This is a genomic window from Undibacterium sp. TC4M20W (assembly GCF_049340245.1).
Taxonomy (GTDB): domain Bacteria; phylum Pseudomonadota; class Gammaproteobacteria; order Burkholderiales; family Burkholderiaceae_D; genus Undibacterium.
Genome location: NZ_JBMPPI010000019.1, coordinates 83,321 through 104,382, shown reverse-complemented (window position 1 = coordinate 104,382; position 21,062 = coordinate 83,321). Strand labels below are relative to the sequence as shown.

Below are 21,062 nucleotides of genomic sequence, written 5' to 3'. Positions count from 1 at the left end.
GGTTCAAAGCGCAAAGCGAGAATCATTCCGTGAATATCGCTGACGAAATCAAACGTCTGCATGAACTGCATCAGGCAGGAGCCCTGTCTGATGCAGAGTTTGCACAAGCCAAAGCCAGATTGCTGGCGACAGGCGACACTTCCACATCCGGGCATTACCAAAACCAGGGTTTTAATCATCTGAACCAGTTCCGCCGGTCAAAAAATGACCAGTGGCTGGGTGGTATCTGCGGTGGTCTTGGACAGTTTACTGGTCTGGATTCATGGATATGGCGTTTGATGTTTGTCTTTTTCAGTCTTTACTTTGGTGCCGGCGTAGTGGCTTATCTGCTGGCCTGGATATTCATACCCGAAGAGAGCTGAAAAGCATAAAGCGAAGAGTGAACTTCACGGCTAAACTTATGGCCAGATTCAGCGCTAAATTCATCTATATAAAATCAGGATATTTTCATGAGCAAACAATTTGACGTCGTCGTTATCGGTGGTGGCCCTGGCGGCTACATCGCCGCAATTCGCGCTGCCCAACTGGGATTTTCTACTGCCTGTATCGATGCATGGACCAATGAAAAAGGTGGCCCGGCTCCAGGTGGTACTTGCACCAACGTAGGTTGCATTCCATCCAAGGCACTGTTGCAGTCTTCCGAGCACTATGAGCATGCTGGCCATGCTTTTGCTGACCACGGTATCAATGTACAAGGCCTTGGCCTGGACGTTGCCAAAATGCTGGGTCGCAAGAACACTATCGTCAAGCAAAACAATGACGGTATCCTGTTCCTGTTTAAAAAGAATAAAGTGACTTTCTTCCACGGCCATGGTTCGTTTGTTAAAGGCGATGCAGGTGCCTATGAAATCAAGGTGGCTGGCAAGACAGAAGAAACTATCACAGGCAAACACATCATCTTGGCGACAGGCTCGAATGCACGTGCATTGCCTGGTGCTGCATTTGATGAAACGACCATCCTTTCGAACGATGGCGCATTGAAGATCGCAGAAGTACCGAAAAAACTCGGCGTTATCGGCGCTGGTGTGATTGGTCTGGAAATGGGTAGCGTCTGGCGTCGTCTGGGTGCTGAAGTGACAGTGCTGGAAGCATTGCCAACTTTCCTCGGTGCTGTGGATGAACAAATCGCTAAAGAGGCGCACAAACTGTTCGTCAAACAAGGCTTGTCCATCAACCTGGGCGTCAAGATAGGCGAAATCGTCAATGGCGGCAGCGATGTGACTGTCAACTACACTGATGACAAAGGCGCTGAGCACAAGGCAGTGTTCGACAAACTGATCATCTCTATTGGCCGTACACCTAACACCAATGGTTTGAATGCAGAAGCTGTTGGCCTGCAACTCGATGAACGTGGTTTCATCGCGGTTGATGGTGATTGCAAAACCAATCTGGCGAATGTCTGGGCTGTAGGCGACGTGGTACGTGGCCCTATGCTGGCACATAAGGCAGAAGAAGAGGGCGTTGCCGTGGCTGAGCGCATCGCTGGCCAACATGGCCACGTGAACTTCAATACCATCCCATGGGTAATCTACACATCTCCGGAAATCGCATGGGTAGGTCGTACTGAGCAGCAATTGAAGGCAGACGGCGTGGCTTACAAAGCCGGCACTTTCCCATTCATGGCGAATGGCCGTGCCCGTGCACTGGGTGATACTTCGGGCATGGTCAAGTTCCTGGCAGATGCCACCACAGATGAAATCCTGGGCGTGCACATCGTTGGTCCTATGGCATCTGAATTGATTTCCGAAGCGGTAGTGGCGATGGAATTCAAGGCATCGGCAGAAGACATCGCCCGTATTTGTCATGCACATCCATCTCTGTCTGAAGCAACGAAAGAAGCAGCATTGGCAGTCGATAAGCGCTCATTGAATTTCTGATTCAAGTCGCTTGTTTGAAACATGGGCGTAAATTTGCGCCCACATTGGCAGCGCACTCTGTCCTCAGTTTGATTGAGGTAGGGTGCGTCGCTTTTTACCCGCCTGCCATGCGCAGGCAAGCCAGCAAAGATAGTATCCCTCGCCCATGAATGTCATAGAGTATTATCAGGATGCCTTGAGTCAGCGCGGTTTTCAGGCCGATGAGGCACAAAAACGTGCGGTTGATCGCCTGCAGACAGCCTATGAAGAATGGGTGGAGTACAAGGGTAAGCGTGCGAATAAATTTACTCGCTTGATCACCCGTCCTGAAGTGCCGCGGGGCGTTTATATGTGGGGCGGAGTCGGGCGCGGTAAATCATTTTTGATGGATAGTTTTTATTCGGTTGTGCCAGTGGTGCGCAAAACCCGCTTGCACTTTCACGAATTCATGCGCGCCGTGCACAGGCAGCTGGATGAACTCAAGGGCGTGGCAGATCCGCTTGACGAAGTGGCGCGCAGAATCGCCAAAAAATATCGTCTGATTTGCTTTGATGAATTTCATGTGTCTGACGTCGCAGACGCGATGTTGTTGTATAACTTGCTCAATGCCCTGTTTGAAAATGGCGTGTCTTTCGTCATGACGTCGAATTACCAGCCTGATACCTTGTATCCAGATGGCCTGCATCGCGACCGCATGTTGCCAACGATTGCCTTGCTCAAAGAAAAACTCGATATCCTGAATGTCGATTCCGGCAATGATTACCGCAAGCGTGCGATGGAACAAGTGCAGGCTTACCTGACGCCATTGAGCGCTGCCACGGACAAGACTTTGCGTGATATTTTTGCCCGGGTTGCAGAAACCAGTGATGAAGACCCGCAAGTCGATATCGAGGGGCGCAAACTCAAATCCCTGCGACGTGCAGGCAGTGTGATCTGGTTTGATTTTGCTACTTTATGTGGCGGCCCACGCTCGCAAAATGATTATCTTGAAATCGCCAGTCGCTTTCATACTGTTGTTTTGTCGTCAATACCGCGCATGTCGGCTGCCATGTCTTCCGAGGCCAGGCGTTTCACCTGGCTCATAGACGTGTTTTACGATAATAAAGTGAAACTAATTATGTCGGCAGAAGTGCCACCCGAGGAACTTTATACCAATGGTACCTTGTCTAATGAGTTTCACAGAACAGTGTCACGCATCATAGAAATGCAATCAAAAGAATACATGGATGCTGACCAACGCCAACTTGCGGAGAATATTGCCTGATGAATCGTTTATTGCCTGTAATCCTTCTTGCATTGTTTGCGCAAATGATATTTGCCTCGCATGCGCTGGCAACACCCGGCGGCACCGAGCTGACGCAGATTGCGAATCTGTCTGCCAGTCTGGATCAAAAATATGCAGCAGGTAGTATCAGCACTGTAGAACAGGCCGAGCTTGCCCTGCAAGAAAGTAATGAAGCACAACTGCGTTTGCAAAGCTGGTACGAACAGTCTGAGCGGGCTTGTCACGATACATTTTTTGTCAATGATTGTCTTAGTGACGTTAAACAAAAGCGCCGTCTATACATCGTTGCCTTGCAGAGAATTTCCCTGGAAGCCAAAGCCTTGCAGCGTAAACTCCATATAGAACAACTTGACAGAGAACTGGCGCAACGTCAGGCCAAGCCCTGACTACTGAGAGATTTGTAACTGGCTGTAAGTCTTTTCTCTTATCAAATGCCACTATTTGAAGGCTTGTCCCGGGCTTTCAGTTGCTGAGACCGGGGTAGCACTGCTGGCGCAATGCCCGCAAGTGATAGCAGCCTGTTGCCTGCGGCAAGATTTGAATATGGAATCCCATCCCACACTGCGATATAAGTATTGCAAGTCTCTAAAAATTTCCTTACAGTCTGGCGTTAGCCGCATTGGCATACTGTAATCCAAGGAAATGATATATGTGGTTTGTGGGCGCAATTATCGGCTTTATTCTGGGCGTGGCGACCGGTTCAGGTGCTGCCATGTTCTTTTTTGCTTTGACGGGCGGCTTTGTTGGATATCTGATCGCTAGTTCGCGCAAGACTAATACCGATACCAAGCCGGTGGCGAATAAACCGGTACACCAGCCTGCGCAAAGCAAACCTGTCGATACAATGGCAGAGATGCGCCAGAAAATCTTCACGCTTGAACACCGGCTGCAAACGCTGGAACGTGAAATGGCCGAGCTCAAAGCCGGTGGCGTGATCACCAAGAATGTCGCAGCACAGCCAGGACCGGTAAGCCAGCCGGCTGCAGAAGAAAAAGCAGTGGCAGAACCCCAGGTAGCCCTTGCTGCCGCAAAAGCAGCCGACACCAGCGCTAGCGTAGCTGTGCCGCTGACAACGGCATTTGGATCACAGGCTGAAGCTGTTACTGCTGGCGCGCAAGAAAATGCGCAGCCACCAGCGCTGGACCTGGAGATACAGCCTTTGGAAGAAGCGATACTTGCCAGAGAAGTTCCCGCAGTCATTACAGAGCAAGTCACTCCAATGACGGCAGTGCAGGCAGCAGAACCTTTGGCACCTGTAGCAGCTGCAGCAGCTACAACAATTGAATCGCCAACAGTAAGTCCTGCCATCGTAAAACCACCTGTAGCGAAGCGCCCACCACCGCCACCTCCAAAAACTCTGAGGGAAAGCTTGCCTGCACCGCTGGCGAAACTGATTTTTGGTGGTAATGCGCTGGTCAAAGTCGGTGTCCTGATCTTGTTCCTGGGCTTGGCCTTCTTGTTGCGTTATACCGCAGAGCGGGTTACGGTACCGGTGGAACTGCGTTACGCAGGAGTGGCTTTGTCTGGTGTGGTCTTGCTGGCGCTGGGATGGTTCTTGCGCAGCAAGCGCCGTGATTATGCCTTGATATTGCAAGGCATGGCGATAGGGGTGTTTTACCTGACCACACTGTCAGCAATGAAATTGCATGCGCTGATCTCTCCTGATGTTGGCTTCGGTTTCCTGTTCCTGGTGTCTGTTCTCAGTGCCATATTAGCGGTCTTGCAAAATGCGCCGGTGCTGGCCATTGTTGCCGCAATTGAAGGTTTTGCTACCCCTGTTTTGATTTCCACCGGTGAAAACCGTCCGTTCGGCTTGTTTACGTACATGGCCGTGCTGGATATAGGTATCTTCGTGGTTGCCTGGTTCAATGCCTGGCGTGTGCTGAACCTGATCGGTTTTGTTGGTACTTTTACCCTGGCATTGGGTTGGGCAGAACAAAACTATACCGATAGCCAGTACGGCATAGTCCAGCCTTTCCTGATTTTCTTCTTTGTCCTGTTTGCCCTGATAGGCTTGCTGTTCGCCCGCCGCACCCTGAAAGAAGCGGAAGTACAGGAAGGTCCTTTAGATACTCTGAAGCGGGTAGGGCGGGTTGATAGTGCCCTGGTGTTTGGCAATCCCATCACCGCCTTTGGCATGCAATACATGCTGGTCAAGCATACCGAGTTTGGTGCAGCCTTTTCTGCGCTGGCGGTAGGTTTCTTTTACCTGCTGCTGGCCAGGTTTGTATTTTCCAAAGCCAGGCAAGGATTGGCTCTGCTGGCAGAGGCCTATGTCATCGTGGCCGCCATCTTTGCGACGCTGGCAATACCATTGGGGCTGGAAGGCGCCTGGACAGGTGCTGCCTGGGCCATCGAGGGTGCTGGCATGTACTGGCTGGGCATACGCCAGCAGCGTCCTTATGCGCGTGGTTTTGCTTATGTTGTCATGGTGGGGGCGGCGTACAAGCTCTTGCATGGTATCTACATCAATCCCGAGGCAACGGGGCCATTGTTGCAGGGTGGTTTGCTGGGCCCGGTATTGCTGGCAATTAGCTGCTTTGTGGTCTGGAATCTGCATAGAAAAGCCAGGCCAGAGAATATTGCAAGCTGGGAAGCCATGCCAAATGCAGCCTTGCCATGGCTGGGTACGGCTTCACTGGCTTTATTGCCCTGGATGTTGCTGGTTCCACAGTTTGCGGCTGCTTCTATGGCTGTCATGGCCTTGCTGGTATCGGCTATTGCCCGTCGTTATGTCCTGAAGGCTTTTGAACATATTTCTGCCACTTTGCAGGCGGCCGCGCTGGCGTCTTTCATGCTGACCCTGCATGTTGCCGCCAATGGCAATGCTGCGCTGGAAGATGGCTGGAAAGGTGGCCTGGCTGCCCTGATCATTGCTGCTAGCATATTGTTCAGTGCAGGGCGCTCCATGGTGGCGGCCAAGCGGGCTGCACAGGCACAATCTTTGCCGCCGGCCTGGTCAATCTGGAACCAGGTGGCCATTGTCAGTGGTAGTGCACTGTTGCACCTGGCCATGCTGTTTGCCATCAACCTGACGCAGGCATCATTGATCTGGCCATTAACTGCCTGTCTCTTGCTATGGGTAGGTTTGCGCATGTCGCATGGTGCGCTGGCAGGTTTTTCTGCTGCTTTGCAAGTCATTGCGGCTGGTTTGTGTCTGGTGGAGCCTGGCAAATACCAGGGCACGGCATTTGCGCATCTGGGCTTTTTGGTACCTTTGTCGCTGGCTGTGTCCGCATGGCTCAGTGCTGATCTGATCCGGGCTGAAGCTGCCAGAATGCGTGCCGTGTTGCTGGACTTGAGTGGGTTTGGTCATGCTGCAAAACTGGATGAGGTCAATACTTCAGGGCAAAAATTGCCATCGGTCTGGCTCAATCCCTGGTGCAATAGCAAGCTGGCGCTTGGTTTGCCAGTTGTGTGGGGGCTCGCATGGTGGTTGAGTGCTTGGTTCCCTGAAAGTCTGGAAGCCCTGGTGCGCACAGATCACCGCAATTATTCTTCGACCGTTGCTATCGTCATAGGTCTGGTCAGTTCAGTCCTGATGGCGGCACTGGCAGGCTGGCGACAATGGCCGCAAATGGGTTTTGCCACCATCGTCACTTTGCCCTTGCTGATTTTTGCCGGTTTGATAGGCGTGGTCGGTGCGGATGGGTCTTATTTGCCATCTGCAAACCTGGGCTGGCTGGCCTGGCCCCTGGCACTGGCCTGGCATTTGCAGCTACTGAAGAAGCAACAAAACTGGATGGCTGCTTCTTCGCCACTCTTGAGTCTGACGCATATCGCCGGTTTCTGGTTCTTCCTGTTGCTGGCAGCCCGCGAAGGTCAGGCACGTCTTGCGCCTCTGGCTGATACCTGGTCGAGCTGGCCATTACTGGGCTGGGTGCTGGTGCCTGCGTTGGTCTTCTGGTTCATTGGTGCCAAACCGCTGGCAGTCAGGTGGCCGCTTAATTCTTACCGTAAAGCCTATATAGAGCAGGCATGCGCACCTGTCGCCTTGTATTTGCTGGCATGGTGCTGGTTGACCAATGCCTTCAGTGCGGGCGATGCCAGCCCCTTGCCTTATCTGCCTTTGCTGAATCCGCTGGAATTGGGGCAATGGCTGGTGCTGGCGTCCTTATTGCACTGGTGGCGCGCTTTACCTGTGGCTGCACTCAAGACAGACACCAAACATGCTGCGACAGCATTGGTAGCCGCTACAGCCCTGGCTTTGTTGACAGGCATGGTCTTGCGTAGCTGCCACCATTTTGCCGGCGTGCCTTGGGATGCAGATGCCTTGTTTGCTTCGCGCCTGAGTCAGGCTGCCGTTTCCATTACCTGGGCAATTTGCGGCGTGTCTGTGATGTTGTTTGGTAACCGCCGTATGTCACGAAGCATCTGGATAGCTGGCGCTGTCTTGCTGGGAGTCGTGGTGTTGAAACTATTCCTGATAGAACTGGCAGACCGGGGTGGTTTATACCGTATCGTTTCTTTCATCGGTGTTGGTATCTTGTTGCTGGTGGTTGGCTACTTTGCACCTGTGCCTGTCAAGCCAAAAGAAATGCAGGCGGTTGCAGCATCCGCGGATGACGAGACACCAGAAGATCAGGAGAAGGCGTCATGAGTATCAGTAAGCTGAAAATGAAATTGCAACTGAAGCTCTTATTGCTGGCTGCCTGTGCGATAGCTTCCGCTGTCGTTGCAGCACAGGCGATTAGTCCGCAGCTAAAGCATGCAGTCATCTCTAGCACTGGAGCGGGCCCGTATTTTCAATTGGATATACCAACCAGTATTTACCCTGGCAGCCTGTATCCCGATCTGCATGATGTACGCGTGCGCAATGCTGAAGGTGACGTCTTGTCGTTTGCCTGGGCTGATATGGAAACGTCCAGTGCCAAGTTGGAGAGTAAAACTGTCAGTGCGTTTCCTGTAAAAGACATACAAAGCGGCAGTTTCAGCAGCTTCCGGCAAAATGCTGATGGTTCACTGACCGCCTTGTCGCAAGTGAAAATCACCAGGCAAAATCCTGTTCCTGCCTGGATTATTGATGTCAGCAAGATCAAGGGCAAGTTATTGCAAGCCAGGTTCGGTATAGCTGAGCAGGTAGATGGCATGTTCGGCTTCACACTGGAAAGCAGTAATGACCTAAAAAACTGGCAATCGCTGGGTAGCGAGCAATTGGTGCAATTGCGTCATCAGGGCTCAGTGCTGCAGAATCTTGGTATCAGGCTACACCATGTCAGCGCACAGTATTTGCGCCTGCGCTGGAATAATCCTGCAGATGCCCCCTGGCTGGACAATGTCAGTATAGACAGCCAGCAAGAAGTCTATACACCACCGGTTTTGCAATGGAGTAAGCCTATTCCTGTGAAAGCCTGTGCTGCAAATTACTGTGATTATTCCATCCCGGACAACACACCGATAGACAGCCTGCGCCTGCTGGTCGGCGAGCCTAACACCCTGCTGCATATTACGGTACTGGCACAGGTGACTACAACAACTGCGCCGGTGTCCTCGTATCATCACAGGCATAGTCCGCTATATCCTCTGCATGTTTTAAGGAATCAAAAGCGCAATGCTGAAGTACAGGTGGTGGATCAACAAGTCTGGTTGAATGACAGCTTGGTCTATAAAATCAATCTGCAGAATGGTGAAGTCAAATCACCTGATTTGCTCATGGATGGTGCCAGCTATAAGACTTTGCGCTTGCAAACCGATAGCCCATTCAGTAAGTTGGGCAAAACCTTGCCTGAGATACAGATCGCCAGCTTACCGCGCAGGCTGATTTTTCTGGCGCGTGGCAAACCGCCTTATCAGCTGGAATGGGGAGTGGAGAACAAAGAGGGCGCTGCAATACCTTTGATAACGCTGATTCCCAAAATGGATCTGAGCAAGCCAGTGCAGTCTGATATCGCCAGTGTGGAAATTGCTGACTATGTCGCACCTCAGGCTGCTATCAAGCCAGCCGCTGAGAAAACACCCACTAAAGAGCACAAGCCCTGGTTATGGGCAGCATTAGGTGTTGGTTTATTATTATTGGGCGGGATGGTATGGTCCCTGCTGAAGAATATGTCGGAAGACAAGGCAAAGACCTGAGTACGTGTTTGCGATCTTAGTGTTTTCAGGTCTTTTGAGGGGAATTAAATGCTCTGCAGGCGCTGCAAGGCGTCTTGCAGGGTAGTATCCTGCTTGGCAAAGCAAAAACGCACGATGCCAGATTCCTTGCCTTGCTGATAAAAAGCAGAAACCGGGATGGCAGCAACACCAATCTCAGTCGTCAGCCAGCGGGCAAAGTCCAGCTCTGTCATGTCGGAAACTGCTGAATAATCAACCGACTGGAAATAAGTTCCAGCACATGGCAACAGGCGCAAGCGTGAATTGGCGAGGCCAGCTCTGAACAAATCACGTTTCTTTTGATAAAAGTCCGATAGCTCCAGATACGGAGCAGGCTTGCTCATATACTGCGCCAGTCCCACCTGCATAGGTGTATTGACGGTAAAGACGTTATACTGATGGACTTTGCGAAATTCTGCCATCAGCGCTGCCGGTGCTGTCACATAGCCGACCTTCCAGCCAGTCACATGATAAGTCTTGCCAAAACTGGAAATGATAAAACTGCGTTCCGCCAGTTCAGGGTAACGCGACAGCGATTCGTGGCGCTGGCCATCAAACACCATGTGCTCATACACCTCATCGGATGCGATCAAGACCTTGGTGTCACGCACGATATCTGTCAAGGTGGTGATGTCATCCACGCTTAGCACTGATCCGGTAGGGTTGTGCGGCGAATTCAACATCAGCAAACGGGTCTTGTCCGTGATGCTGGCTTTTACTTTATCCCAGGGGATGGTGTAGCCATTTTCACCCAGTTCCATGCTCACAAATACCGGCACACCGCCTGCCAGCTTGATACTTGATACATAGCTGTCATACGCAGGTTCAATGACAATGACTTCATCGCCAGCATGTACGCAGGCCAGCAATATCGTCAAAATGCCCTGGGTCGCGCCAGCTGTAACGGTGATTTCTGTATTCAAATCATAAGCATGGCCATAGATGCTCTTGATCTTGGCGGCTATTTGCTCGCGCAACTGCGGCATGCCTGGCATGGGCGGATATTGATTGTAATTATCCGTCATGGCTTGCGCCACCAGGGCGGGCAGAGCAGGGTCGCAGCTAAAGTCAGGGAAGCCCTGACCAAGATTGACCGCTTTTTTCTCTGCTGCCAGGGCAGACATCACTGAAAAGATGGTGGTGCCCACTTCGGGCAATTTAGACTCAGGTACGAAGCGGGCAGTGGTCGTCATCAGTGAAACTCTTCAAAAACTATTAATTAATACAAAGCGATTAATATAAAACGATTATTTAGTACCAAACAAACGGTCACCAGCATCTCCCAGGCCTGGCACGATATAACCGTGTTCATTGAGATGGTCATCAATGGAGGCCGTAATGACTGGCACATCAGGATGAGCGGCATTCATGACCTTGATGCCTTCAGGTGCGGCCAGCAAGCAAACGAATTTGATTGTCGTAGCGCCGCGCAGCTTCAGGCGGGTGATTGCTGCAGCAGCTGAGTTGCCGGTGGCCAGCATAGGATCAACCACGATCACGAGGCGGTCCGCAATATCTTCTGGCACTTTGAAGTAATACTCGACTGGCTCCAGGGTTTCCGGATCACGGTACAGGCCGATATGGCCTACACGTGCATTTGGCAGCAAATCCAGCATGCCATCCAAAATACCATTGCCAGCGCGCAAGACCGAAATCACGCACAGTTTTTTGCCGCTAATGGTCGGCGCATCAATGGTAGTAATCGGTGTTTCGATCTTGACCAGTTCAATCGGCAGGTCACGGGTGACTTCATAGGCCAGCATCTGGCTGATTTCACGCAACAGACGGCGGAAATTATCCGTCGGTGTATCTTTGCTGCGCATCAGTGTCAGCTTGTGTTGCACCAGTGGGTGTCTTATTTCGGTAACGAGTTCGTTCAAGGTAATTCTCCGGCAATGTTGTGTTGACCGCTATTTTACGTCCCTGCCAGCATTAAGGGAAACGGATAAATCAGGAATTGAGGTGTTTTTCCACTTCTGCTCCAGCCATCATCAAATTTTTCTTGATTGATAATCCAGTATAAGAAGTTCCGGCATGGCAGGGCCCGCAATGACGGTGAACGACTATCAGATCAGGAGTGCAGAAATGGACAGCAATCAGGCGTTGTTAAATAAATTATCTCTGGGAGATTATTCCCTCGATCGCCATGGCGACCGCAAGGACAATTATTTGCCACCAGAAGAGGCAATTGAGTCCAATACCCGCATCGATGTGAAAGGTATCCGTGAAGCCATCGCGCGGGTAGAAGCAGAAGCCAGGGCCACCGTAGCAGCCGAAACCAGATTTAAAGCAGAATCCCAAGCCAGAGCACTGGCAGAAACCAGAGCGCAGGCAGAAGCAGAATCCGCTGAACTGGCACAGCGCAAACTGGCACTGGAACAAGAAGCCATTGCCGGCGCGCAGGCAAAACTGATGGCCGAGCGCCAGTCGCGCGCTGCCAGTGAAGCCAGAATCGCCGCCACTGCTGAAGAAACCAGGAATCTGCAAGAACGCACGCTGATAGAGTCACGGGCCCGTGAACAATCAGAACAACGCGCCAAACTCGAACAACAAGCTATAGAAAAAGCCGAGCACCAGTTCAAGGCTGAGTCAGAACTGGCTTCTCAAGCCCATGCCGAAGCAGAAAAACTTGCGACGCAAACTGCCAATGCCCGTAACTGGGCTGCAGAACGCTTTGCCGCATCACAATCTGCCCGCCAACAGGCAGAAGAACGCGCCCGCGCTGATGCCCGTATCACTGAACTCGCACGCGAACGTGAAAAACGCGACCGCGAAGCCCGTGAAACGGCAGAAATGCTCGCCAAAGTCCGCAGCGAATCCCTGCAAATCAGTAAAGAGCGCGACCAGGCAGAAGCCATGGCGCTGGAGTATGCGATCAATCGCGCACCGGTAGAACTGCGTGCCCGTGAAGATGCACTGGCGCGCGTTGCCTTGGAGCAAGGTCAAGAGGCAATCGCCCAGGCCAGGATGGAATCTGAAAGAAAGGCAGCAGAAGCCATACAGTTGCGCATGCAGTCAGAAGAAGACTTGCGCATTGCTGCCAACAAGCGCGAGCAGGCAGAAAAAATTGCTGCTGCGACTGCCCAGGCCCGTCGTGAAGCAGAAGATAAAATCCGCATGGTGACCGAGTCACGCATACGCGCAGACCGCGAATTGCAATCAACCGCCATGACACGCATAGAAAACGAGCAGCAAGCCGACATGCAGGCCCGCGCAAGACAAAATGCAGAAGCTGTGCTGGCAGAAGAAGCCCGTCAACGTCGCCTGGCTGAGCAGGAAGCTGCTGACAATGCCCGTCAACGTGTCGCCGAAGAACGCCGTGCCGCTACATTGGCTAAAGAACGCCTGGAAATTGAAAAACAGGCCGTGCAAGATGCCCGTGAAAAAGCCGATTCTGAACAACAAGCTCTGAGTGCCAGCGCCTTTCAGGCTGAATTGCTGAAACGCGCCAACCTTGCTGCTGCAGACAAAGCCAAAAAAGCCCAGGAATTGATGATGGCTGAAAAAATGCGCGCCGCAGCAGAGCAAAAAGCCGCCGCCGCATTGCAGGAGAAATTGCTTGCTGAACGCAAAATGACAGAAGAAGCGGAAGCCTTGGCTGAAGCAGAACAATCACATGCAGAAATCTTGCGTATGCAAGAACAGGCGGAGCATGCCCGTCGTATAGCTCAGGAATCAGAATGTGTAGCAGAAAAACTGAGCCTGGAAAAAACCATGGAGCAGGTGGAATTGCAGCAAAAAATGGCCGCAGCCGCTGCCAGGAAAAATCAAGATGCCAGCGAACTTCTGCGCGTCCAACAGCAACGCACTAATGATGAGGTGAAAGCGATGGAACTTCAGGAAGAAAAACTACAGGCAGAACGTCGCCGTGCCAATGCAGTGCAACAAGTGCTGAAGGCAACCCAGGAAAAACTGCAACTCGAACAAGCTGCCCAGCAAGAAGCAGAAGCCAGACTGCGTGCGGAAGAAGAGTCCAAGGCAATAGCCGTCGCCAGGGAACAAGCTGAACGCGAAGAGAGACTGGCGCTGGAAGCCACACTCGACGCAGAAAAAACTACTCTTGAACAAACAGAACTGCAAAAAGATGCGCAATGCAAGGCAGCCAAGGTCGCTTTGCTGATTAGCCATCAAGCCACAGAAATGGCACGTGCAGAACAAATGCATCTGGAGGCAGAAAAACAGGCAGCCAGGGCCGCGCAAGACAAACTGGAAGCGGAAAAATCAGCCGCCGAGCAAGTCATTGCCCGTGCACATGCTGACCGTGAGCATACTGATGTCCTGAACGCACGCCAACAGCAAGAGGCAGAGGCCCGTGCGGCGCGTCAGGCGATGATTGCCGCTGAACAAGTACGCCTGCAAAAAATGCAGGAACATGCAGATCTGCAAAAACAATCTGCGGTACTGGCACAAACCAAGGCTGTTGAGGCCGAAGAGCTCGGCAAAACTTTGCGCTTGCGTGCAGAGTCTGAGCAAAAAGCCCTGAATCTGGTCCAGCAAAAACTGGAAGCAGAAAAACGCCTGACAGCAGAATGGCAAGCCAAGGCAGCAGTAGAGCAAGAACAACGTGACCAGCACCTGGCCCGTTTGCAATCTGAGCAAGCTTTGCGTGTTGCCATGGAAAGCAAAGTAGCAGAAGAAAAAAAACTGCTGGAACAAAACAACCAACAAGCCAAGGCTGAGCAGCAAGCAGCAACTGCTGCAGCAGCTCGTGTAAAAGCCGCAACCCAGTTGGTACAGCTTGAACAGGGAAAAGCAAAGTCTCAACAACAAGCTGCCCTGGCGCTGGAAGAACAAGCGAGACTGGAAAAACAAAAAGCTGAAGCAGCTGAACTGGAAGCAAAAGCAGCAGCAGAGAAACTGGCAGCAGAAAAAATTGCTACAGAAGCCGCCACTGCCAGAGCAAAAGCAGAACAGCAGCATGCACAAGCCGCAGCCGTCAGGGCCAGGGCAGAACAAGAAGCCAATGAGCTGACAGCTGCGAAGCTGCAAGCTGAACAAGCATTGCAAATCCAGGCACAAGCCTATGCCGCCAGCCAGCACAAAGCGCATGAGCTGGTCGTTGAAAAGAACAAAAAAGTTGCTGAACTTGACGCTGTCCTGCAACAACGCCTGGCAGATGATCAGGCTTTGGTGGATACCACAACGGCCAAATTGCAGGCAGAACAAGAAGCACACGAAGACGTACAAAGTCGTTTGTCCAGCGAAACAGAAGCACAGCAATTTGCCGAGGCCCGCGCCCGGGCAGAAAAAATTATCCGCGCCGCAACTGAAGCAACACTGGCATCAGAAAAAGCCCTGTTCCAGGAACTGGCTGCCCATGCTGATGCACAAAGCCTCATGGCAGAATTGCTGGCACAACGCCTGCAACAAGAACAGGAATTGCTGACTGCACAACAACAACGTATCGCTGCTGAGCAAGCGGTGCTGGACAGCCTGACAGCCAAACAACAGGCAGAACTCGCAGCTACCGCAGAAGCAGAAGCGCGCCTGGTGGCCGAGCAGGCGCAACATAAATTGATCACTGAGCGCCAGGCTGCTGAAGCACAGGCACGCGAACTGGCAGAAAAATTCAACGAAACCGAAAAACAGTGGTTGGCACAAGCTGCTCAAGAAGCATTGATCAAACGTCAGGCAGCCGTCGCACTCGAAGAAAAAACTGCCTTGCTGCTGGAACTGAGTCGCGCCAGCCAGGAAAAAATCGCAGTTGAACAACAAATCAGTGCTGAACTGAAAACCAAGCTGGAACAGGAAGAATCTGCAGAAATCACCCTGCAAGCCAAACTGGCCATAGAACGTGAATTTGCCGAAGCGGCAAGCGAACGTGCCTATAAAGAACAAGAAGCTCTGGAAGCCACCTTGCGCCTGGCGAATGCTGAACAAGCATTGCTGGTATGTTCCGCTGAACATGCAGAAGCGCAGCGTCTGGCAGCAGAAGCGACAGAAACACGCCTGCGTGAAGCAGAAGCCCTGACCATGACTGAAAACCAGCGCGCTACCACTGAACTCGAAGCACTGAGTCTGGTACAGCAAAAATTGGCGGTCGAACAAAAAGCAGCGCAAGAAGCAGAACAACGCAAACTGGCTGAGCAAGAATACCTGAGCCTGTGCGAAATTCGTGCCAATGCAGAGCAAGATGCCAATGTCGCCATCCAGGCCCGGTTGCAAAGCGAAAAAGAAGCAACTGAGCTGGCAAATGCACTGGCAATATCCGAACAACAAGCCACTGAAGCAGCACAGACTCGTGCTGAAGAACTGTTTATCTTGCAGCAAGCAGAACAACAACGTGCAGAACTGGCGCAGCGCGAAATCATCACCATTCAGCAGCAAAAACAGATGGAGATGGATAGTCTGCAAATGACGCAGGATGCTTTGCGCCTCATAGAAGAAAAGATGGAAGCCGAGCGTCTGGTCATTACTGCGACAGAAGAACGCGTACGCCTGGAATCAGAACTGGCAGAACAAAGCAAACAGCGCGCTGAACAACTGCTGATCGCCAATGCGCTGGAACAAGAAAAACTGGCGCTGGAGCGTGAGATCGCAGCAGCCACAGCCCAGCAAATCGCTGCCGATGAACAGGCGTTGCCAGAACTGCGCGCCAAATTATTGGAAGAAAGCCAGCTTGAAACACTGGAGGCGCAAAGGCTGGAAAAAGAACAAGCCCTGGCCGCAGCGATAGCCGCACGTGTTGAAGAAGAAAACACACTGCTGGCCCATGCTGAGCAAGCCTTGACCGCAGAGGCAGAACTGAAAGCCGAATTTGCATCAAAACTGCAAGTCACGGAAGCACAAAGACTGGAAAAAGAACAGGCTTTGGCTGCAAGCTTTGCAGTACGTGCACAGAAAGAGAATGACTTGCTGGCACAAGCTGAACAAGCTTTGGCAGTAGAGGCAGTATTGCAAGCTGAGTTGGCATCCAAACTGGAAGCTGCTGAAGCACAACGACTGCAGAAAGAACAAGCGCTCAATGCAGCTATCGCCAAACGCATGGAAGAGCAAAATGCTCTGCAAGCCAAACTCGAAGAACAATTGTCCCTGGAAGCGGTATTGCAAGAAGAGCTGCAACAGCAATTGATCGCGGTGGAAGCACAAACCCAGCAAAAACAACAGGCATTGGCAGATGTGGCAGCAAAACGCATCGCCGATGAAAAAGCCTTGCAGGCACAGCTGGAAAAACAAGCCGCCGACGAAGCAGAGTTGCAAGCCATGTTGCAACAACGTGCTGAGCAACAAGCTGCCGCCCAGGCATTCATTGAGCAGGCGCTGGCATCTGCCAGAGAATGGCAAGAGCAAAACAGACTGCAAATACAGCAACAGCAAGAAGAGTTGCAAGCTGAGGCAGAAATGGCGAAACAAACTCTGGAAGCCGAACATCATGAAGCTGAACAACTGGCTCAAGCCCTGATAACCAAATTGCTCAGTAACAGGCAAACATCAGAAGAGTGGCGTCAACAGGTTGAGCAAATGCTGGCAGCGGCACCGATCACTGTGGCTTATGATGCGACAGTTCAGCAAGATGAAGTACAAAAACGCTTCCGTCTGCGCCCATCTGTCATCGCCGGTTTGTTGCTGTGCGCTGGTATCGCAGGTTTTGCCGGTTTCAGTAATTTTGCTTTAAATGGTGCAACAGCTTCCCGCGCAGTGACGCAAAAGACAGCCGTGTTGGAACAGCTTGCACCAGTCGAGAAAGTAGATGGCGGGTTGCACATGACATATGAGTTGGCTGCTCCTGCTGATCAGGCGCCCTCACAGGCGGACGAGGGTAGTAAGGTCACGACCACTCAGCTGGCTTTAGCGGGTAGTCGCTAAGTAGAAGTAAAGTCTGGACAAAAAAAGCCGCGCAATTTGCGCGGCTTTTTAATTATTGCATGGCAGTGGGCGATTAATGTGCGAAGGTAACTAAAGCAACTAGCAACTAGCAACTAATGCAACTAACGCAATTCCAAAGTCAAAAATTCTACTCCCTGCGTCTTGGAAGAAGCCATATTAAATTGCGACAGCGATCCCTGGCCCAGTAATGACTGGCAGGTTTTGCACACTGCGGCGGTAACTTTGCGCAATTCAAATGGACCAACTTTCATATTGTCGATCGTGACGACACGGGCTTGTATGACCCGTCCATCCGCAGTCTGCATATTAACGAGAGGTTTTACCACTTTGTAGGACACTTTTGAGTCGTTAAGCATATCGTCGCTGAGCGTGGTTTTGGTGGCGCCGGTATCAACCATAAAGGCTTCTATTTTGTTGTTGCCAAGCTTTACAGGAGCGTAAAAATGCTCTTTGGTCTTTGGCAGGCGCATGCTTTTCACTGTTGTGGTGGCAGTTTGTCCCTGGCGTTCCAATGACGATTCAATGGCGATGCGCTGGCCGTCAAAATAATGGCCGTGCCCCTGTGCTTCCAATGACGAATCGAATGAGGCAAGCAGAGCCAGGGCTTCAAATTCGCGCTTGCGCATGACGAGATATTTCGCAACGTCGCCACGCACATTCACCAGGCTGGGAACGATTGCCAGTGTTTTATAGCCCCAGTCTATGGCTTCTTCTATACGGCCGGTTTTCCCAAGGCTTTCTGAATAAGCAGCGAACAAGTCGTAGGCGCCTTCTCCCATACTGATGGCTTTTTCAGCCTGAACGATACTGGCTTCTGGTTTGTCTGCCCAATGATAGGTGATTGCCAGACTGGCGATGGCTTTTGCGTCGGTGGGACGCATTTTGATGTATTGGTTCCAGTTTTTTTCTGCACAATCATAGCTGCGTACTTGCATGCACTTTACAGCGCCATCTTTATAGGCTGTAGGAGGATAGGTTTCTGCAAAGGCAGGTAAGCTGATTGCAATGCAGGTGACGAGCAGGGCTGAAATTTGGTTACGCATGAGTTTATTGGTCTTTAATAGCCCTGAAAATTGCGGCAATTGTAACATTTAAACTTTTCTGTAACAGAGGGTTTTATTGATGTGCGCCGGGCTATTTGTTCTGGTAGTGCGGTCCAATTAGTATGGTCCAATTGCTGGATCAAAGTTTTCTGCGAGGTTGGTGAGGCTCAGGCTTCTTTCGCTTCCTGTAGTGCAATCACGATGACAAAACCGCCTTCAGCGTGATTGTAGATGCGTAATTTGCCACCATGACTTTTGATGATGCGATCGACAATGGCCAGACCCAGGCCGGAGCCATTGGCCTGACTGCGCGAAGCATCACCACGGGTGAAGGGGCGCAGCAGGCGGACCAGATCTTGCTCTGCCACACCCAGCCCATGATCACGGAAGCTGATTTGTATGCCCAGCTTTCTGTCCTTGTTTTTGCGTGAGCATTGCACGTCAAGTGTGATGACAGGGGAACCTGGGGTTTTTCCGTAGCGACAGGCATTTTCCACGATGTTGTTGAACAGACGCCTGAGTTCAGTCAGATTGCCATTGACATAGATATTTGGTTTGATGGCAGTGCGCAGGCGCAGGTTTTGAAAGCGGAAGGCCTCATCCATGACTTGCTGCATGACTTCGCTTATGTTGATGCGTTCGAATTCGACTTTGTCGAGCGGCTTGGCGTAATCAAGGAACTGGCTGATGATGTCATCCATCTGCTGCAGATCGGATTGCATGCCGGTCCTGGCCTCATCACTGAGGCTGGCCATCTCGACCTCCAGTTGCATGCGTGCCAGCGGGGTGCGCAAATCATGCGAAATACCGGCCAGAATGATGGAGCGGTCGGTTTCTATCCTGACCAGATCTTCCATCATGGTATTGAAGCTGACATTGGTTTCGCGGATTTCTTTCGGTCCTTTTTGTGGCAAGGGCGGCGGTTGTTTACCTTTGGCGACAGCGCGTGCCGCATTGCTCAATCTTGACAATGGGTCATTAATGAGTTTGGAGATGATGGCCGCACCCAGCAAGGTCAAAAAGAGAGTAAGGACAGCCCAGCTAAATAATTGCTGGCCTATAGGAGGATCGAGGCGGTCTTGCTCCAATCTCAGCCAGTAGTGGTCATCTTCAATATCAAAGCTGATCCAGAAGCCGCTGATGTCGTTGAGCTTGCTGGCAAAGCGGGTGTTATTCCCCAGTCCGCGCAACATCAGGGGCCGGGACTCAAGAAAGAAGGGCGTGGCTTCTGGCTCTTCTACGCGGTCAGTATCTTCCAGCAGGTAGATCTGCACCCCTTCTTTGTTGGCAAGGTCTCTTAAGAGTTCGTGCCGCTTCTCTGGTGCCGAGTGGGTCAGGGCGGCGCGCGTGATGGTGACAATGGAGACGATTTGTGCCGCCATTTGCTGTGCCCGCGGCGCTGTTTCCAGGGTGCGAAAATTGGACATCCATGCCAGCATGCTGGCGGTGACAAGCACAGCCAGCATGAGGAAGGTGCGCCAGAACAGTCCGCTTTTTAGCCATTCCAGACTGTTGAGGTAGTCACGCATTCAAGGTTTGCAAAAAAGACAATGGGGAGGGTGCAAGAGTATCCCGCTCTTAATGCGACTGCCCATCCGGGATGAATACATAGCCCAGGCCCCATACTGTTTGTATGTAAAGTGGATTGCTGGGGTCAGGTTCTATCAGTTTGCGCAGACGTGAAATTTGTACGTCCAGGCTGCGGTCGAATACTTCATATTCGCGGCCACGCGCCAGTTCCATGAGTTTTTCCCTGGACAGCGGCTGACGGGCATGGCGGGCAAAGACTTTCAATACTGAAAATTCACCCGTGGTCAGTGAAATATTGTCATCATTCTTTTTCAGCGTGCGGGTTCCAAGGTCAAGGACAAAGTCGCCAAAGGCAAAAGTCTGGGGACCATCGGAAGGTGCACCTGGCAATTCGTCTGGAGCTTTACGCCTCAACACGGCATTGATGCGGGCAACCAGTTCGCGTGGGCTGAATGGTTTAGGCAGGTAATCGTCTGCACCCATTTCGAGCCCTATAATGCGATCGACTTCTTCGCCTTTGGCGGTCAGCATGATGATGGGTGTTTTGTCGCCGGCACCGCGCAGGCGGCGGCAGATGGCCAGGCCATCTTCGCCAGGAAGCATCAGATCCAGCACCAGCATGTCATAGCGTTCACGTATCCAGAGCTTGTTCATGGCCTGGGCATTTTCTGCACTAACTACTTGAAAACCTTGTTCTGTCAGGTAGCGGCGCAACAAATCGCGCAAACGCAGGTCATCATCAACCACCAGGATTTTGGCCTTGGGGTTGCTGGAATTGTTATTTGTGGAGTCTGGGGTAGGGGGCGTAGTGTTCATGGGCTTAATAGTACTGTCATAGAGTGAGCTTGCAAACAAAATTAATATTCTGGATTACAAACTGTTACACACTTTACGGAATGGGACTGCGCAATTCATGTGGCTATCGTAAACTAAATTCATACAAATTGATGCTGGTAAGGTACAGCCATTTGCACTTAGAATTGCAATCCGTTCATATGTTTTTGCCTGCCTCGTCGGTTTTGCTTGCAAGGCCATTCGTTTTCAAGTCGATGAATATACCGTACAAAAAAATTTCTGTCCTGCTGTTGTCGCTGATTGTGACTGCTGGGGCTATGGCGGATAATAAAGGCAATGGTGGTTCGGCTCTATGGGGACGATTTAATAACGGCAATGCCCAGCAAAAAAATGACGCAACGCGCAAAGAAGAAAAACAGCACGAGCGGCAACTTAATAAACAGGCTGAAAAAAACAGCTTGCTTGAGCGCTGTAATGACGCACGCCATATAGGCGAGCACGCTTGTGGCAGTGCTGAGGATAGCAAAAAAGCTGGTCGCCTCACGCCAGAAGAAAAGCGCGCCCTGCGTCGCCAGATTCAGGATGTGGGGCACGAACTATATCGTCCTGCCCGCTAAATCTTCCCAGATTCTTTCC

13 protein-coding genes are annotated in these 21,062 nt (G+C 51.6%); 8 read left to right on the top strand and 5 right to left on the bottom strand.

The annotated features are described in order from the left end of the window. Positions 1-29 precede the first annotated feature (29 nt). The 6 genes from ACO0LL_RS20595 to ACO0LL_RS20570 all read left to right on the top strand — a co-directional run bounded on the left by ACO0LL_RS20595 (position 30) and on the right by ACO0LL_RS20570 (position 9,213). Positions 30-362, top strand: coding sequence for a PspC domain-containing protein (locus ACO0LL_RS20595; protein WP_422952688.1), 333 nt, complete (start codon positions 30-32; stop codon positions 360-362). 87 nt (positions 363-449) lie between these two features. Next, positions 450-1,877, top strand: coding sequence for a dihydrolipoyl dehydrogenase (gene lpdA / locus ACO0LL_RS20590; RefSeq protein ID WP_422952687.1), 1,428 nt, complete (start codon positions 450-452; stop codon positions 1,875-1,877). A gap of 145 nt (positions 1,878-2,022) precedes the next feature. Next, positions 2,023-3,120, top strand: a complete 1,098-nt coding sequence (gene zapE, locus ACO0LL_RS20585) for a cell division protein ZapE (RefSeq protein ID WP_422952686.1) — start codon at positions 2,023-2,025, stop codon at positions 3,118-3,120. After that, on the top strand, positions 3,120-3,527 hold the full coding sequence (locus ACO0LL_RS20580; RefSeq protein WP_422952685.1) for a hypothetical protein: 408 nt from the start codon (positions 3,120-3,122) through the stop codon (positions 3,525-3,527). Before zapE ends, ACO0LL_RS20580 begins: the two co-directional genes overlap by 1 nt. 263 nt (positions 3,528-3,790) lie before the next feature. Beyond that, positions 3,791-7,741 (top strand): DUF2339 domain-containing protein, encoded by a 3,951-nt coding sequence (locus ACO0LL_RS20575; RefSeq protein ID WP_422952684.1) that lies wholly within the window; start codon positions 3,791-3,793, stop codon positions 7,739-7,741. Next, a complete protein-coding gene (locus tag ACO0LL_RS20570) occupies positions 7,738-9,213 on the top strand; it encodes a DUF3999 family protein (RefSeq protein ID WP_422952682.1) in 1,476 nt (491 codons plus the stop codon). The genes ACO0LL_RS20575 and ACO0LL_RS20570 overlap by 4 nt, the downstream gene beginning before the upstream one ends. A gap of 44 nt (positions 9,214-9,257) precedes the next feature. Here the strand turns inward: ACO0LL_RS20570 and ACO0LL_RS20565 are convergent, their stop codons facing one another. After that, positions 9,258-10,424: a pyridoxal phosphate-dependent aminotransferase gene (locus ACO0LL_RS20565; protein WP_422952681.1), complete on the bottom strand. Its 1,167-nt coding sequence runs from the start codon at positions 10,422-10,424 to the stop codon at positions 9,258-9,260. 54 nt (positions 10,425-10,478) lie between these two features. Beyond that, positions 10,479-11,111 carry a uracil phosphoribosyltransferase gene (gene upp / locus ACO0LL_RS20560; protein ID WP_422952680.1) on the bottom strand — a complete coding sequence of 211 codons (633 nt, stop codon included), beginning with the start codon at positions 11,109-11,111 and terminating at the stop codon, positions 10,479-10,481. Between the two features lie 154 nt (positions 11,112-11,265). On the opposite strand from upp, the gene ACO0LL_RS20555 reads away from it, so the two are divergent. Next, positions 11,266-17,037: a hypothetical protein gene (locus tag ACO0LL_RS20555; protein WP_422952679.1), complete on the top strand. Its 5,772-nt coding sequence runs from the start codon at positions 11,266-11,268 to the stop codon at positions 17,035-17,037. 122 nt (positions 17,038-17,159) lie between these two features. Here ACO0LL_RS20555 and ACO0LL_RS20550 read toward each other — a convergent pair whose 3' ends face one another. From ACO0LL_RS20550 to ompR, 3 genes are all read right to left on the bottom strand, one after another. Then, entirely contained in the window at positions 17,160-18,101 is a 942-nt protein-coding gene (locus ACO0LL_RS20550; RefSeq protein WP_422952678.1) for a retroviral-like aspartic protease family protein, read from the bottom strand. Between the two features lie 167 nt (positions 18,102-18,268). Beyond that, on the bottom strand, positions 18,269-19,630 hold the full coding sequence (locus ACO0LL_RS20545) for an ATP-binding protein (RefSeq protein ID WP_422952677.1): 1,362 nt from the start codon (positions 19,628-19,630) through the stop codon (positions 18,269-18,271). A 49-nt stretch (positions 19,631-19,679) separates the two neighbouring features. Continuing rightward, positions 19,680-20,447: a two-component system response regulator OmpR gene (gene ompR, locus ACO0LL_RS20540; RefSeq protein ID WP_162059116.1), complete on the bottom strand. Its 768-nt coding sequence runs from the start codon at positions 20,445-20,447 to the stop codon at positions 19,680-19,682. Positions 20,448-20,476: 29 nt separating this feature from the next. Between ompR and ACO0LL_RS20535 the strand changes: the two genes are divergently transcribed. Continuing rightward, positions 20,477-21,043 carry a hypothetical protein gene (locus ACO0LL_RS20535; protein ID WP_422952676.1) on the top strand — a complete coding sequence of 189 codons (567 nt, stop codon included), beginning with the start codon at positions 20,477-20,479 and terminating at the stop codon, positions 21,041-21,043. The last annotated feature ends 19 nt before the right edge of the window (positions 21,044-21,062 follow it).